Genomic DNA, 15,889 nt, shown 5'->3' on the forward strand with positions numbered 1-15,889 from the left:
TCCGTTACATAAAGAGAACGCTTCCATCATTGAATTGTAAACGTCAACTGTTGAATCATCTTGCTTTCCCGGACAGGCCTGCGTATAATGAAAAGTAATACAGAGTCATATGGGAAATGATACAGTATCAGCCGGAGAAGAGGTGAGCAGCAGAATGGCGACAAAACATGAACAAATTTTACAGCATATTACCGAGCTCGGTGTAGGAGAAAAAATATCGGTGCGGCGTGTGGCCAAATCGCTGAACGTCAGTGAGGGAACAGCCTACCGGGCAATAAAAGAAGCGGAAAATCAAGGGCTTGTCAGCACGATCGAGCGGGTCGGCACCATCCGTATTGAAAAAAAACAAAAAGATAATATTGAAAAGCTGACATACGCAGAAGTAGTTAATATTGTAGACGGGCAGGTGCTTGGAGGAAGAAACGGTCTTCACAAAACGCTGAACCGTTTTGTGATAGGAGCTATGAAACTCGAGGCCATGATGCGTTACGTAGAGCCTGGGAACCTTTTGATTGTCGGTAACCGCTATCAGGTTCACAAGCTGGCGCTTGAAGCCGGTGCGGCAGTGTTGATAACCGGAGGATTTGATACCAACGAGAACGTCATTGCACTGGCCGATGAACTCGGGATGCCGGTTATTTCTACTACATATGATACGTTTACGGTAGCAACCATGATTAACCGGGCGATCTATGACCAGTTAATCAAAAAGGAGATTGTACTTGTTGATGATATACTGATCCCCCTGCAGGATACGTTTTTCCTTTCTATCGACAACGATGTGAAAAAGTGGCACGAAATAAACGGCCGTACCAGCCACAGTCGTTATCCTGTTATTGACGGAGACATGAAAGTACGGGGGATGGTAGCTGCCAAAGACGTTCTCGGTGCAGATATGACAGTTCCGATTGAACAGATCATGACTAAAAATCCTATCACTGTCAAAGAGAGAACCTCCGTCGCCTCTGTTGCACATGTGATGGTCTGGGAAGGTATTGAACTGCTGCCGGTGATAGATGAACAGAACCGGCTTCTGGGCGTGATCAGCCGTCAGGATGTGCTTAAGGCCCTCCAGATGACACAGCGGCAGCCTCATGTCGGGGAGACGATAGATGATTTAATCACCGGCCGGTTCCATGAAACAGGTCCGGATTCCGATTACCACTATCAGTGTGATGTCACTCCTCAGATGACCAATCACCTTGGGATGATATCTTACGGTGTTCTTTCCACCCTTGTTACAGAGACAGGAAGCCGCCTGCTCCGTCAGTATAAGCGGGGGGATATTGTCGTAGAGAATATTACCCTGTATTTCATCAAGCCTGTTCAGATTGAAAGTACGGTTGATATGAAAGGGAAACTGCTTGAAGTGGGGAGGCGGCATGGAAAAGTGGATGTGGAATTGTATCATGAGGGCGGCATTGTCGGTAAGGCTCTCATGATGGCACAAATGCTGGACCGGTAAAACAAAAATTATACGTTTCAAAAAAAAAGGGTGCGGCATCCCGCACCCTTTAAGAACGTCCCGGCTTCTGCTGATTATCCCGTCGTTGTTTTTTTGCTTCTTCTGCCGCGTAAGGGCCGTGTATACGATAGGCTCTCCAGCCAAATATGATGTTGGCGGCACCGACAAGAAGAAAAACGACTCCTACAATAATATCCACCGGTCCGCGGACCAACTGCAGCAGATTTGCTCCAAAAGCGGCCATGAAAAGCCCGAGACTGATGTTAGCCTTGGCCTGTACCCATCTTTTGTAGGCATGGGTTTTTGTCCGGACGGCTTTTACTTTGTAATAGACATACATTGCAATGGCTGCCGTGAGAATAACGATAAAAACAGGGGTCACTCTTTTCCCTCCAAGGACTGATATTGGTTGCTCTTATCAGAAAATACAAAATCGATTGAACATGAAAGCTGACAGAAAGGAAGATAGCATGAAACAGAGAATATTGCAAACAATCGAGAGGTATTCTGTTATCGGCATTTACCGCCACGAGAAGCCGGATCCGGACGCGCTGGGATCCCAGGCCGGGATTGCGGCATTAATGCAGCACAATTATCCGGAAAAAAAAATATATACCATTGGTGAAGACGAACCCTCTCTCTCTTTTCTGGCAGAGATGCAGGGAGAAGAAGAGGCACTGACCGCATCGGATTCGTTTCTCGCTGTCATATGTGATACGGCGAACACAGAACGAGTCGATGGAGAAAAGTGGCAGTGTGCTGATTACGTTGTGAAAATCGATCACCATCCCGAAGTGGAGGTTTACGGACAGGACAGCTGGGTGGATACCAAAGCAAGCTCCACATCCGAGATGATTATAGATTTATTTCTAACTGCCCGGGAAGACAAAGGGTGGGAAATGACAACGCAGGCGGCCCGTCTTTTATATGCGGGAATTGTCGGAGACACGGGGCGTTTTCAATTTTCCAATACAACTCCTCAAACACTGGAGCTCGCTGCCGAGGCTCTTCGTTTTCCATTTGATCCGACGGAGTTATTCACCCGCTTCTATGAAAGTGATGAAAAGCTGGTACGCCTGAAGGGGGAAGTGCTTCAGCAATTTGAACTCTCACCGGAGGGGGTCGGTATCGCGCGCCTGACAAAAGAAATGCTTGAACGATATGATATTTCGATAAATGAGTCCTCTGCGCTTGTTAATTCATTCTCGGAAACCAAAGGATTGAAAGCGTGGGTCTTCTTTGTCGAACAGGATGAGAATTACCGCGTCCGCCTCCGTTCCAAAGGTCCTGCCATTCACCATATCGCAGCAGCTCATGATGGAGGAGGGCATCCAATGGCATCCGGAGCAAAAGCTGTGGATGAGCAGGAAGTACAGGCGGTGATTCAGGAATTGAAAGAGGTATGCCGGGATTACCAGGCTTAATGTTTCATGTGCAGATTCCTCCGGATGGAAACGTCACTTGAAGCCCGGAACAACTCACGTTCCATCTCAAGGCGCCATTATGACGTTTCCTGTTCCGGGGGAAGAATTTTTAAATGAAGTTCCAGAGTAGTGTAAATGTGCATTTCACGGATGCTGAGTCGGAACTCGTTGTCCCCGGTTTCGTAGAGCTTGTTTTCCACTGCTTTTTTTATTAATTCTTTCCCTTCGACAACACTTTCAATGTTTTTCCCGTTTAAAAATTTCACTTCGTTTTCCGCCTGCTGCTTTAACTCATAGAGAGCCAGTTCATTCAACTCCATAGTTTTTTCATTTGTGAAAAGCAGCTCAATGTCCTGAATGGTAAGCTTTTGTTCATTCTCCTGATTGCGCCGGCGCTCCTCGCTTCGAAGGACCTCAATCTGCTCCTCCTGCTCTTCAATCTGAAGCCGCTGCTTATTTATTTCAATGACCAGTTCTTCATGAACAGCCCCGAACTGAAATAGAAAAAAAGCCCATCCTCCGAGGCCGCCGATCACAGCACCGGCAAAAAAACGCTGCCATCCCGGTCTCCTGTAATAGGGAGGAATTCTCATGAAGATATCTGTTCCTGGGTGATCCATTGAATAATCAAGGTGCCGGTGTTGGCCCCTCCGAGTGCTGCGCATATCATGGCAATAGTCTTATACATATCGGCGTGGGTGCCGGCAAACAGGCCTCTTTCAAGCGATGTGATGGCATCGAATGTGCCGCCGATGGCTGCAACCAGAGCCCAGATTTTCAGGCCGGAAGCGAGATCATGAATCGTGGAAAGCGGCGGTTTTCCTATCAAAAGCGCCCCCATTCCTCCTATAAGAGAACCACCGATAATAACGCCGAAAGCGACAAAAAAATCCATAACAAGTGTCCCTGCAAAATCCCTGCCCATGTTCTGTGCATCTCCTTTCTGTTGACAAGCGCCGCATCGTCTATAGTATAAATATAAGAAATAAACGAACAGGATATGCTTGTTTTCCTTGGAAAAGCTGTTCATACTTAATAGTAGAAGGATTAAAAAGGAGCTGGTGGATATGGAGTTTGTACATTTACATATTCATACCGAATACAGCCTCCTGGAAAGTACAGCCCGGATGGACACGCTTATCAAGCAGGCTTCAGAAGCAGGGATGCATGCCCTTGCCATCACAGACAAAAATGCGATGCATGGCGTGGTTCCTTTTTATAAAAAGTGTGTAAAAGCCGGTATTAAACCGATTATCGGGATGGAACTGTGGGTGGAAGGAATAAAACGAAGTGGAAGTTATCCTGTGCTGTTTCTCGCGGAAAATAACAGCGGATACCGTGAACTGATGCGGCTGTCCACAGTAAAACAGACGGAGCAGACAATCACGCTTGATAGAATAACCGCTGTTCTTGAAAATGCCGTTACGGTATTTCCTTATGCTGAAAGTGAGCCGGCGGTTCTTCTCCGGGATGCAGAAAAAGCGGGGGCAGCAGAGGTTCTGCAGACATGGATGAACCGCGCCGGAACTCTCCCTATGTATATGGAGAGACAGCCGGTACAAGGGGAAGACGATATGGTACAGGCATGGAAAGATCTGGCCGGTGAACAAAACCTGCTTCTCGCTGCCGGGTTTAACGTACATATGACGTCGCCTGAAGAACAGGAAGTGCTTCTTGCTTTGAAAGCGGTGGAAACCGGGCAGAGACTCCCGGAAGTATCGGCGCAGCAGATAAAACACCAGGGATGGATGAACGATGATGAGGGAATCCGCCGCCTTCTGGAGCAGGAACCGGAGGTCATCCGGGAAACAAACCGGATTGCACAGCGGTGCAGCGTTACGATTGAATTTAACCAGTCTCTGCTCCCTTCTTTTCCGCTTCCATCCGGTTACACCGCACAATCTCTGTTGAGAGAACGCTGCTATGCTGGAATCCACTTCCGGTACGGCGAGCCAAAACAAGCTGTCCGGGAGCGGCTGGAGCATGAACTCGGTATTATTCATGATATGGGGTTTGAGGATTATTTTCTGCTTGTGGCCGACTTTGTTGACTTTGCAAGACGACAGGGGATGCTCGTTGGTCCCGGGCGAGGGTCGGCGGCCGGGAGTCTTGTCTCGTACGTGCTTGAGATCACCGATGTCGACCCGGTCCGTCATGACCTTCTGTTTGAGCGGTTTCTGAATCCGGAGCGCTTGAATATGCCGGATATTGATATTGATTTTCCTGATTACCGCCGCGATGAAGTCATAGAATACGCTGCCCGGACGTACGGGAGGGATCATGTCGCGCAGATTGTCACATTTGGAACGTTCGGTGCACGTGCTGCCCTTCGCGATACCGGGCGTATTCTTGAGGCACCGCAGGCTCTTGTAGACAGGCTGGCTTCGTTCATTCCACAGGGTCCCGGGACTTCCCTCCGGAAAACATACAACGAAAATCAAATGATGCGTGATCTGCTGGAAAAAGAGTCGACCGCCTATTTGATATTCCGTCTCGCTGTACAGCTTGAGGGACTGCCGAGGCATACTTCTGTTCATGCTGCGGGAGTTGTTATGAGCGGCAGCCGATTGTTTGATCATGTCCCCCTTATGAAAAAAGACGGGAATGTTCTGCTGACTCAGTATGCGATGGATGATCTGGAAGAACTGGGTCTTTTAAAAATGGATTTTCTCGGTCTGAAAAACCTGAGTCTGCTCGAACGGATGACATCCTCCATCCGCTCCAAAGAAAATGAAATCATTGACCTGCGCCGGCTCCCGCTTGATGATACGGCTGTGTATACGATGCTTTCAGATGGAGATACCACCGGCATTTTCCAGCTTGAATCCGCGGGTATGCGCCGGGCTCTCCGGCAGATCCAGCCGGACCGGTTTGAGGATATAGCTGCAGTCAATGCCTTGTACCGGCCGGGACCAATGGAAAACATACCGGTTTATGCTGAAAGGAAAAATAATCAGACAGACCCGGAGTACCCGCATGAAGACCTGAAACATATTCTGGCGCCTACGTACGGAGTGATTGTGTATCAGGAACAGATTATGCAGATTGCGTCCACAATGGCAGGATACACGTTTGGTGAATCGGATCTTCTGCGGAGGGCTGTGAGCAAAAAGGACCGTACTGTACTTGAACAGGAAAGAACAAGGTTTCTCGAAGGTGCACAAAAACGCGGGTATGATGAACAAATCGCAGAAGCGGTATACGATCTGATTGTAAAATTCGCTGATTACGGGTTTAACCGCTCTCACGCAGCAGCTTACAGTTTCATTGCCTACCAGCTTGCGTATCTGAAAGCTCACTACCCTGCTCATTTTTTTGCCGCTCTTCTTACCCTTCATAATGGAAATCCGGACAAGATGGGGGAGTATATCCGGGAGGCTGTGCAAAAAAATATAGCCGTCCTCCCTCCATCTGTCAATGAAAGCACAACTGTCTTTCAGGCGTTTTCCCAGTCCATCCGCTTCGGACTTCTACCGGTTAAGAATGTGAACGCAGAAATGGCACGAAGGCTGACAGAAGAGCGCAGACATGGAAAATACAGAGGTTTTATTGACTTTTTAATGAGAATGGATTCAGAAGTGTTAAAGCGTCGTCCGCTTGAAATGCTGATTAAAGCCGGGGCTTTTGATGATTTCGGCATGGACCGTGCTGTACTGCTTGCTTCTCTGGACAGAGCGATGGAGTATGCAGCATTTCAAAAAGATATAGGGGCGCTTCTCCCGGAAGGTGAAATGGACTTTAGGTTTGTAGATATGCCCCCGTTCACAGAACTGGAGAACTATGAAGCCGAAAAAGAAGCAGCCGGCTTTTATCTGACCGGCCATCCGCTGCACAAATACGAACAGGTTCTTGCTCCATTTGAACCGGTACCTTTTCATAGAGAACTGCCCGGGAAGAAAAGGGACGTCTGGGCAGCAGGAATCGTGGAAGAAGTCAAAAATATCCGGACAAGGCAGGGGCAGTCGATGGCTTTTGCCGGTTTGACTGATGGTACGGGTTCGATGGAGACAGTGTTTTTCCCTGATGTGTACCGGAATTCCCGCAGCCTCCTGCAGGAACAGCGGCCTATTTTAATTCGCGGGCGCCCGGACCAGAAGGCGGAGGGAAACAAACTTCTGGTCGATGAAGTGCTGGATCTTGAAGAACTGTATCAGACAGCGGGCGATGTCCTTTATTTAAAACTCACAAGCCGTCAGGGTGATTTACAGAAAGCGAAAAAAATCAAGGATATTGTAAAACGGTATCCCGGGGGGACGCTTGTCTGTCTGTATTATGAAAACGAAAAAACAGCTGTCCGGCTGTCAGACAAATACCGGGTCTCTGAGAAAGACGCTCTGCTGAAAGATTTGAAGACTGTTCTTCCCGAAGAATTTGTAGTATTGAAGAAACACAGAGGGTGAACAAGTTATTCTCATCTGTTATAATAAGATAAGTTTTGCAGTGGCTGAAAACCTGCAGAGGAATTATCAGTATGCGGATCAGGAAGAAGGAGAGTGGAGAATTTGCCAACGACGAGAGAAGAAGCATTGCAGATCCATCGGGAAAACCAGGGGAAACTCGAATCAAAATCGAAAGTTCCTGTTCGTAATACAAGAGATTTAAGTCTTGCTTACTCCCCGGGAGTGGCCGAACCTTGTAAAGCAATTTTTGAAGATAAACAGAAGGTATTCGACTACACGATGAAGGGCAATATGGTAGCTGTCGTCTCAGATGGGTCCGCTGTTCTGGGACTTGGCAATATCGGCCCTGAAGCTGCTCTTCCCGTTATGGAAGGCAAAGCGGTATTATTCAAATCTTTCGCAGGAGTGGACGCGTTTCCCATCTGTCTTGATACATCAGAGGTGGACAGAATTGTGGAAACGGTCAAGCTGCTTCAGCCGACATTCGGTGGTGTGAACCTCGAAGATATTGCGGCGCCGAACTGCTTTATCATTGAAGAACGGTTAAAAAAAGAAGTTAACATCCCTGTCTTTCACGACGATCAGCACGGCACAGCCATTGTGACGGCTGCCGGCCTGATTAACGCGCTGAAATTGAGCGGAAAATCCCTGTCCGAACTTAAAATTATTGTCAATGGTGCCGGGTCAGCCGGCATTGCCATTATTAAACTCCTGCTTAGTATGGGAGTCCGCGATGTGATTCTGTGTGATTCCAGAGGGGCAATCTATGAAGGTAGAACCACCGGAATGAATGATCAGAAGGTAGAGATCGCCAAAGTAACCAACAAAGATAAAGTTGCAGGAGAACTATCCGATGTGGCTGCCGGTACTGATGTGTTTATCGGTGTATCCGTTGCCGGGGCTCTTACAAAAGAAATGCTGCAGAGTATGAATGAAGACCCTATTGTTTTTGCCATGGCAAACCCGGACCCGGAAATTATGCCCGAAGAAGCAAAAGAGGCAGGAGCTTCTGTTATTGGAACCGGCAGGTCGGATTTTCCTAACCAAATCAACAATGTTCTTGCATTTCCAGGCATATTCCGCGGCGCGCTGGAAGTCAATGCCACTCATATCAACGAAGAAATGAAGAAAGCGGCGGTTTATGCGATCGCAGATCTGCTTGAGGAGAGCGAGCTGAATTCGGATTATGTCATTCCCGCTCCTTTTGATCCGCGTGTAGCTCCTGCTGTAGCTTCGGCAGTTGCCAAGACGGCGATGGAGACCGGTGTTGCACGTAAAGAGGTGGACCCAGAATACGTAGCAGAAAAAACAAGCCGGCTTTCCATTATTGATAAAGAGTAACAGGATAGAAAACCGGAAGAAAAAAACAGCCGGCTTCCGTGTTTTCACACATAGACGATAAAAGAAGGTGTCCTCGTGTCATTAAAAGATTTTTTCAATAAAAAAAGAAAATACGCGACGATTCCATCCGATCGTGAACAGCCCGCTCAGATGAACAGTGGTGTCATGACCAAATGCCCGCAGTGCCGGTCCATTATCTATACAAAAGAACTAAAGAAACACAAAATGGTCTGTATCAGCTGCGGTCACCACCTGGCAATGAATGCCCATGACCGTATTCATTTTCTGCTGGATGAAGAGACATTCAAAGAATACGACCCGGAAATGTCTTCTTCTGATCCGCTTGATTTTCCGGAGTATAAGGAGAAGCTGGAAAAGGACCGGCAGAAAACAGGATTAAATGAAGCCGTGGTTACCGGTGAAGGATATGTGAGTGACTGCCCTGTGGTACTGGCTGTCATGGATAAAAGATTCCGGATGGGAAGTATGGGATCGGGGGCAGGGGAAAAGATCTCCCGTGCTATTGAAAGCGCGCTGGAGAAACAACGTCCCTTTATTATGTTTTCGGCTTCAGGCGGAGCACGTATGCAGGAAGGAGTCCTGAGCCTTATGCAGATGGCCAAGACAAGTGCTGCGCTGAAAAGGATGGATGAGGCCGGTCTGCTCTACATTTCGATGATGACAGATCCTACGACCGGCGGTGTATCTGCCAGCTTTGCCTCCCTCGGAGATTATAATTTTGCCGAGCCCAAGGCAATGATAGGCTTTGCCGGACGACGTGTCATTGAAGAAACAATCCGCGAAGAGCTCCCGGAAGATTTTCAGACAGCAGAATTTCTGCTGCAGCATGGTCACTTGGACCGGGTCATCCCGAGAGACCAATTAAAACAGGAACTATCGACAATACTTGATCTTCATCATTGTAAAGAAACAGCAGAAGGGGGGGAATAAACGTGCACAGCTATCTTCCGTTTGAAAAGCCGGTTATTGAACTGAAGGAAAAGATTACAGAACTTAAATCGTTTACCGAGGAAAAAGATATCGACCTGTCCACAGAAATAACCAAGCTGGAAGAACGTCTTGAACAGCTTGAAAATGATATTTACGGTAATCTTCAGCCATGGCAGCGGGTACAGATCGCAAGGCACAGTGAACGGCCGACAACTCTCGATTATATCGGCGAACTGTTCACAGATTTTCTTGAAATGCATGGAGACCGGCTGTATGGGGATGATGAAGCTGTTGTAGGAGGTATTGCCAGATATAAAGGAATACCGGTGACAGTCATCGGCCACCAACGTGGAAAAGATACAAAAGAAAACCTCAGGCGGAACTTCGGCATGCCGCATCCGGAAGGATACCGCAAAGCACTGCGGCTGATGAAACAGGCGGAGAAATTTTCCCGGCCGGTGGTTACCTTTATTGATACAAAAGGCGCGTTTCCGGGGAAAGCCGCTGAAGAACGTGGACAAAGCGAAGCGATAGCACGTAATCTGGCAGAAATGGCAGGACTGAAAGTACCTGTTATATGCCTTGTAATAGGTGAAGGCGGGAGCGGCGGAGCTCTTGGTCTTGGGGTAGGTAACTACATTCATATGCTCGAAAATTCCACGTACTCCGTGATATCCCCCGAAGGTGCGTCATCCATTCTATGGAAAGACGGATCATTTGCACAGCAGGCATCAGAGACCATGCGTATTACCGCTCCTGATTTGAAAGAACTGGGAGTTATCGACGAAATGGTTCCGGAAGTAAGAGGCGGGGCGCATAAAGACCTGAAACAGCAGGCTGCCTATATGGATGATGTACTAGAACGTTCGTTACATACTTTACGGAATCAAACGGCAGAGCAACTTGTTCAACAGCGCTGGGAAAAATACAAACAAATCGGACAGACGACCGGTGAAAGCGCTGTATCTTCCGGTGATTAACAACAATGCTTTCTGAATTCATCGGGAAGCATTTTTTCTTGATAAGAACGTCTCGTGTTATAATTTTCTAAAAGATGGATAATTACTTTTAAATAAGGGTGTGAGCAATTTGAAAAAAATCGGAGTGCTGACCAGTGGGGGCGATTCTCCGGGAATGAACGCGGCAATCCGTGCCGTAGTGAGAAAAGCCATCTATCATGAAATGGAGGTATACGGTATACAGTACGGCTTTGCCGGACTTTTGAGTAATGATATTGAAAAATTGGAGATTGGCGATGTCGGTGATATTATCCACCGCGGCGGTACAAAACTTTATACCGCACGCTGTGAAGAATTCAAGACTCCGGAAGGCAGACAAAAAGCAGTGGAAAACCTGAATGCTGTAGGAATTGAAGGCTTAATCGTTATCGGTGGGGACGGCTCGTTCCGCGGCGCAGAAAAGTTAACGGAAATTGGATTCCCGACTATCGGTGTGCCGGGTACTATCGATAACGATATCCCCGGGACGGATTACACAATCGGATTCGATACCGCTTTGAATACCGTCATTAACGCGATTGATAAGATCCGCGATACAGCCACTTCCCATGAAAGAACATATGTCATTGAAGTTATGGGCCGAAACGCGGGAGATCTTGCGTTATGGTCCGGCCTTGCGGATGGAGCCGAGACAATCCTGATTCCGGAAGAAGAATACAGCATGGACGATATCATAAAAAGGCTCCGCCGAGGCCATGAACGAGGCAAAAAACACAGTATCATCATCGTGGCTGAAGGTGTAGGAAGCGGTCCGGATGTCGGTCAGAAAATAAAAGAAGCGACGGAACTTGAAACCCGTGTAACTGTGCTTGGTCATATTCAGCGCGGCGGCTCTCCGACGGGTTACGATCGTGTGCTTGCCAGCAGGCTCGGTTCAAATGCTGTAGAACTGCTGCTCAATGGTGTGGCAGGCTGCATGGTGGGTATTATTAACAATAAAGTAGTTCACCGCGGCATCAGCGAAGTATTAAGCGAAAAGCACCAGATCGACAAGGAGATGTACCGGCTTTCCCAGGAACTATCCATTTAACAAACGATGGAAAAGGGAACTGTGATACAATTGGATCTGGAGAGAAGAGGAGGACAATGATGAGAAAAACAAAGATTGTTTGTACAATAGGGCCGGCGAGTGAGTCACCGGAAATGATAAGAAAGCTTATTGAAGCAGGAATGAATGTGGCAAGGCTGAATTTCTCCCATGGAGATTTTGAAGAGCACAAAGCACGCATTGATACCATTCGTGAGATCGCGGCCGAAACCGGGAAAAATGTAGGTATACTGCTTGATACGAAAGGACCTGAAGTACGTACGCACACGATGGAAAACGGAGCAATTGATCTTCAGGAGGGACATGAACTTATCGTAACGCCGGAAGAAGTGACAGGCACAAATGATAAAATATCTGTTACATATCCCGGCATAGCAGAAGATCTGGAACCAGGCAAAAAGATACTTCTTGATGACGGCTTGATTGAACTGGAAGTCACAGAGATCATGGGCAGTGATGTTAAAACCAAGGTGTTGAATAACGCACAGTTAAAAAATAAAAAAGGTGTGAATCTGCCTAACGTCAAAGTCAATCTGCCGGGTATCACCGAAAAAGATGCCGAAGATATCAAATTCGGCGTGGAACAGAGTGTCGACTTTATCGCCGCATCCTTTGTACGCCGCCCTTCCGATGTCCTGGATATCAGAGAGATACTGGAAGATAAAGGTGCCGAAGATATGCAGATCATTCCAAAGATTGAAAACCAGGAAGGCATTGAAAATATTGAAGATATCCTGGAAGTTTCGGACGGATTAATGGTCGCACGCGGAGACCTTGGAGTAGAAATTCCAGCTGAGGATGTTCCGCTCGTTCAAAAAGAATTAATTAAGTATTGCAATACATCGGCTAAACCTGTCATTACTGCGACGCAAATGCTTGATTCGATGCAGTGGAACCCCCGTCCGACGCGTGCGGAAGCAAGCGACGTAGATAATGCCATTTTTGACGGTACCGATGCAATCATGCTTTCCGGCGAGACAGCTGCCGGGGATTATCCGGTGGAAGCGGTGCAGACAATGAGAAATATCGCTGTTAAAGCCGAATCTGCCTTGAAGTATGAGACGATTTTGGACCAACGCAAAAAAGAGAGCCACCGTTCGATCACCAATTCGATCAGTCAGTCTGTATCCCATACGGCACATGATCTGGATGCGGCAGCCATCCTGACGGCTACCGAAAGCGGCTATACAGCTAAAATTGTCTCCAAATACAGACCGGAGTCACCAATTATTGCGGTAACAAGCAGTGAAAAAGTATATCGGCGCCTCTCGCTTGTGTGGGGAGTCACACCGCTCTTGGGTCAAAAGGCTGAGACAACAGATGAAATGCTGGACAGCACTGTGTATGAGACGCTTAGAGCAGGTCTTGTCAGCCACGGCGACCTGGTTGTCATAACAGCAGGGGTGCCGGTGGGCGAGACAGGAACCACCAACATCATGAAAGTTCATGTGATCGGCGAAGTGATCGGCAAAGGACAGGGAATCGGACGCAAAACAGCCTCCGGTCATGTAGTGACAGCCCGCACCGCCGAAGAAGCAAATGAAAAAGTGCAGGCGGGAAGCATTTTAGTTACGTACAATACGGACAAAGATATGGTACCGGCATTTGAAAGAGCAGCAGCTGTTGTGACAGAAGAAGGTGGACTGACATCGCATGCTGCTGTGGTTGGTTTGAATCTTGGTACACCGGTTGTTGTAGGGGTGGAAGGAGCCATGAATCTCTTTGAAGAGGGAGAAGAGGTTACAGTGGACAGCGCCCGTGGAGATCTTTACCGCGGCCATGCAAGTGTTCTCTAAAAACTGCGGCGTTTGTGAAGAATCATAATTGATGTGGAGGAGGTCTGTAAACGATGGGAAAATGGCTTCTGCTGCTTTTGATCATTGTACCGGCTGTTGAGGTAGGGGTGCTGATTCTGTCCGGCAGCATCATCGGGGTATGGCCGACCATTTTGCTGATTATCCTGACAGGCCTCCTCGGCGCATGGCTTGCCAGAAAAGAAGGAATGGAAACGATACGCACCGCCCGTCTTCAGATGCAGAGCAATGAAGTGCCCGGAACGCTTGTGCTGGACGGTATCTGCATACTGGTAGGCGGAGCAGTGCTTCTCACCCCTGGTTTTATCACGGATGCTGCAGGTTTCTTTTTACTCATTCCTTATACCAGAGGGATTGTAAAGGCCCTGCTGCAGAAATTATTCAAAAAAATGATGAACAGTGGAAGCATTGTATTTCTGCACCGAAAATAAACCGGGCAGTCTGTTGAAGCATGACAGAAATGATAGTTATGTGGTAGGATAATTACGAAGTCTATGTGGAAGGATGTACAAAGCGTTGATATCGCAGGCAACTATATTTATGCTTATTCTGCTTGCGGTCGGAATACTTGGGAAAAATCAGACACTGATAGCAGCAGTCGGTATTCTGCTTCTTTTGAAATGGACCGGTATGGGGGACAAAGCGTTCCCGTTTCTACAGGCAAAAGGAATTCCTATTGCTGTTACGATTCTTACCGTCTCTGTTTTAGTGCCGATTGTAACTGGTGAAATTGGTTTTAAACAGCTTGGTGACGCAGTGAAATCGTATTATGCCTGGATAGCACTGGCCTCCGGTATATTTGTAGCGTTAATTGCAAAAGGCGGCGTGGAACTACTGCAGAATGACCCTCATATCACCGCTGCACTGGTGATAGGTACGATCCTTGCGGTAGCTCTGTTTAATGGTGTAGCAGTTGGACCTTTAATCGGTGCAGGCATAGCTTATGCGGCGATGAAAGCTGTAGAATTTTTCTCATCAGCCGGCGGTTGAACAAAATAAGCCTGTTTACATTCACAACTTTTTCAAAAATGTTTATAATGAAATGGATGGACCGTCCTTCTTACATAGATGGTTATGCTTGAAACACTTGATGCAGTGCAGGTGGAAGACTGCTGCAGCTGTGTATACCCAAAACAGACTGAGTATTCTAATGAATCCCCCGCGCCCTGCAGACAAGGTGGGAAGTGTGATATGTAAGCATTTTCTTTTCAACAGACGCTGGTCTTTTATTTTCAAGTAAAGGAGAGGTAGGTATGAGCGCAACCCGTGGTCTTGAAGGTATAGTCGCAACATCATCAAGTGTGAGCTCTATTATTGATGATGTGTTAACGTATCAAGGTTACAATATCGACGACCTGGCTGAGAATGCTTCCTTTGAAGAAGTGATTTTTCTGCTGTGGAACGGCCGTCTTCCCAAGAAAAGTGAACTGGATGAACTGACAAAAGATCTGGCTGATAATATGCAGATCCCGGATGAGGTGCTTCAGTACATGAAGGCCTATAAGACAACCGAGGTTCATCCAATGGCAGCACTGCGTACAGCAGTGTCCCAGCTTGGTCTTTATGACGACGAGGCGGATGAGATGACAGAAGAAGCCAACAAACGAAAGGCTGTGCGTCTGCAGGCTAAAATACCCGCTATTGTTACCGGATTCAGCAGGATCCGGGACGGAAAAGAGCCGGTTGCACCAAAAGATTCCTTGAGTTTCGCAGCAAACTTTCTTTACATGCTGAATGGTGCACCAAAAGATTCCTTGAGTTTCGCAGCAAACTTTCTTTACATGCTGAATGGGGAGGAGCCGGATGAAACTTCGGTAACCGCCTTTAATAAAGCGTTGGTTCTGCATGCCGACCATGAGTTGAATGCTTCAACATTCACCGCCCGTGTCTGCGTAGCAACACTGTCCGATATCTATTCCGGCGTCACTTCCGCTATCGGTGCTTTGAAAGGACCGCTTCACGGCGGGGCCAACGAAAGAGTAATGGCCATGCTTTCGGACATCGGGGATACGGACAATGTAGAGGACTACATCCAGAAAATGTTTGATAATAAAGAAAAAATCATGGGCTTTGGCCATCGTGTCTATAAAAACGGGGATCCGCGCGCGAAACATCTTCGTGACATGTCGCGCCGGCTGACAGAAATCACAGGCGAATCCAAGTGGTATGACATGTCCCTTAAAATTGAAGACATTGTTACAAAAGAAAAGGGACTGCTGCCAAACGTTGATTTCTATTCTGCTTCGGTGTACCACAGCCTTGGTATCGACCACGATTTGTTCACCCCGATTTTTGCGACAAGCCGGGTTTCCGGATGGCTCGCACATATCCTTGAACAGTACGCCGATAATCGGCTGATCCGCCCGCGTGCAGAATATGTAGGGCCAAAAAAGCAGGAATACATTCCAGTGGAAAAGCGGTAGTAAT

General features: G+C 47.6%; 14 protein-coding genes. 11 read left to right on the forward strand and 3 right to left on the reverse strand.

The window, feature by feature from the left end; all coding sequences use genetic code 11:
• Positions 1 to 154 precede the first annotated feature (154 nt).
• Entirely contained in the window at positions 155 to 1,465 is a 1,311-nt protein-coding gene (locus BM058_RS13080; protein WP_090927500.1) for a CBS domain-containing protein, read from the forward strand.
• Positions 1,466 to 1,514: 49 nt separating this feature from the next.
• On the opposite strand, the gene BM058_RS13085 is transcribed toward BM058_RS13080, so the two are convergent.
• On the reverse strand, positions 1,515 to 1,847 hold the full coding sequence (locus BM058_RS13085) for a YtpI family protein (protein WP_090927501.1): 333 nt from the start codon (positions 1,845 to 1,847) through the stop codon (positions 1,515 to 1,517).
• 88 nt (positions 1,848 to 1,935) lie between these two features.
• On the opposite strand from BM058_RS13085, the gene BM058_RS13090 reads away from it, so the two are divergent.
• A complete protein-coding gene (locus tag BM058_RS13090) occupies positions 1,936 to 2,889 on the forward strand; it encodes a DHH family phosphoesterase (protein WP_090927502.1) in 954 nt (317 codons plus the stop codon).
• Positions 2,890 to 2,966: 77 nt separating this feature from the next.
• Here the strand turns inward: BM058_RS13090 and ytrI are convergent, their stop codons facing one another.
• The gene (gene ytrI / locus BM058_RS13095) at positions 2,967 to 3,482 is read right to left on the reverse strand and encodes a sporulation membrane protein YtrI (protein WP_090927503.1); all 516 of its coding nucleotides are present in this window, start codon (positions 3,480 to 3,482) and stop codon (positions 2,967 to 2,969) included.
• Positions 3,479 to 3,814: a YtrH family sporulation protein gene (locus BM058_RS13100; protein ID WP_090927504.1), complete on the reverse strand. Its 336-nt coding sequence runs from the start codon at positions 3,812 to 3,814 to the stop codon at positions 3,479 to 3,481. The genes ytrI and BM058_RS13100 overlap by 4 nt, the downstream gene beginning before the upstream one ends.
• 142 nt (positions 3,815 to 3,956) lie before the next feature.
• Here BM058_RS13100 and dnaE point away from each other — a divergent pair, with 142 nt between their 5' ends.
• The 9 genes from dnaE (at position 3,957) to BM058_RS13145 (ending at position 15,885) form a co-directional block, all read left to right on the forward strand.
• Positions 3,957 to 7,289 (forward strand): DNA polymerase III subunit alpha, encoded by a 3,333-nt coding sequence (dnaE, locus tag BM058_RS13105; protein ID WP_090927505.1) that lies wholly within the window; start codon positions 3,957 to 3,959, stop codon positions 7,287 to 7,289.
• Between the two features lie 102 nt (positions 7,290 to 7,391).
• On the forward strand, positions 7,392 to 8,630 hold the full coding sequence (locus BM058_RS13110) for an NAD(P)-dependent malic enzyme (protein ID WP_090927506.1): 1,239 nt from the start codon (positions 7,392 to 7,394) through the stop codon (positions 8,628 to 8,630).
• A 75-nt stretch (positions 8,631 to 8,705) separates the two neighbouring features.
• Positions 8,706 to 9,581 (forward strand): acetyl-CoA carboxylase, carboxyltransferase subunit beta, encoded by an 876-nt coding sequence (accD, locus tag BM058_RS13115; protein WP_090927507.1) that lies wholly within the window; start codon positions 8,706 to 8,708, stop codon positions 9,579 to 9,581.
• Between the two features lie 2 nt (positions 9,582 to 9,583).
• Positions 9,584 to 10,561, forward strand: coding sequence for an acetyl-CoA carboxylase carboxyl transferase subunit alpha (gene accA / locus BM058_RS13120; RefSeq protein WP_090927508.1), 978 nt, complete (start codon positions 9,584 to 9,586; stop codon positions 10,559 to 10,561).
• A gap of 109 nt (positions 10,562 to 10,670) precedes the next feature.
• Positions 10,671 to 11,630 (forward strand): 6-phosphofructokinase, encoded by a 960-nt coding sequence (pfkA, locus tag BM058_RS13125; protein ID WP_090927509.1) that lies wholly within the window; start codon positions 10,671 to 10,673, stop codon positions 11,628 to 11,630.
• Positions 11,631 to 11,689: 59 nt separating this feature from the next.
• Complete coding sequence (gene pyk, locus BM058_RS13130; RefSeq protein WP_090927510.1) at positions 11,690 to 13,444, forward strand: pyruvate kinase; 1,755 nt, start codon at positions 11,690 to 11,692, stop codon at positions 13,442 to 13,444.
• Between the two features lie 53 nt (positions 13,445 to 13,497).
• On the forward strand, positions 13,498 to 13,893 hold the full coding sequence (locus BM058_RS13135; RefSeq protein WP_090927511.1) for an FxsA family protein: 396 nt from the start codon (positions 13,498 to 13,500) through the stop codon (positions 13,891 to 13,893).
• 85 nt (positions 13,894 to 13,978) lie between these two features.
• Positions 13,979 to 14,452 (forward strand): DUF441 domain-containing protein, encoded by a 474-nt coding sequence (locus tag BM058_RS13140; protein ID WP_090927512.1) that lies wholly within the window; start codon positions 13,979 to 13,981, stop codon positions 14,450 to 14,452.
• Between the two features lie 263 nt (positions 14,453 to 14,715).
• A complete protein-coding gene (locus BM058_RS13145; protein WP_090927513.1) occupies positions 14,716 to 15,885 on the forward strand; it encodes a citrate/2-methylcitrate synthase in 1,170 nt (389 codons plus the stop codon).
• Positions 15,886 to 15,889 lie beyond the last annotated feature (4 nt).

Source organism: Salibacterium qingdaonense (assembly GCF_900114715.1).
Taxonomy (GTDB): Bacteria; Bacillota; Bacilli; order Bacillales; family Marinococcaceae; genus Salibacterium; species Salibacterium qingdaonense.

Coding starts and splice junctions, on each gene's coding strand:
- BM058_RS13090 (WP_090927502.1), top strand. CDS start 1,936: ATGAAACAGAGAATATTGCAAACAATCGAGAGGTATTCTGTTATCGGC.
- BM058_RS13135 (WP_090927511.1), top strand. CDS start 13,498: ATGGGAAAATGGCTTCTGCTGCTTTTGATCATTGTACCGGCTGTTGAG.
- ytrI (WP_090927503.1), bottom strand. CDS start 3,482: ATGAGAATTCCTCCCTATTACAGGAGACCGGGATGGCAGCGTTTTTTT.
- BM058_RS13145 (WP_090927513.1), top strand. CDS start 14,716: ATGAGCGCAACCCGTGGTCTTGAAGGTATAGTCGCAACATCATCAAGT.
- pyk (WP_090927510.1), top strand. CDS start 11,690: ATGAGAAAAACAAAGATTGTTTGTACAATAGGGCCGGCGAGTGAGTCA.
- BM058_RS13080 (WP_090927500.1), top strand. CDS start 155: ATGGCGACAAAACATGAACAAATTTTACAGCATATTACCGAGCTCGGT.
- BM058_RS13100 (WP_090927504.1), bottom strand. CDS start 3,814: ATGGGCAGGGATTTTGCAGGGACACTTGTTATGGATTTTTTTGTCGCT.
- dnaE (WP_090927505.1), top strand. CDS start 3,957: ATGGAGTTTGTACATTTACATATTCATACCGAATACAGCCTCCTGGAA.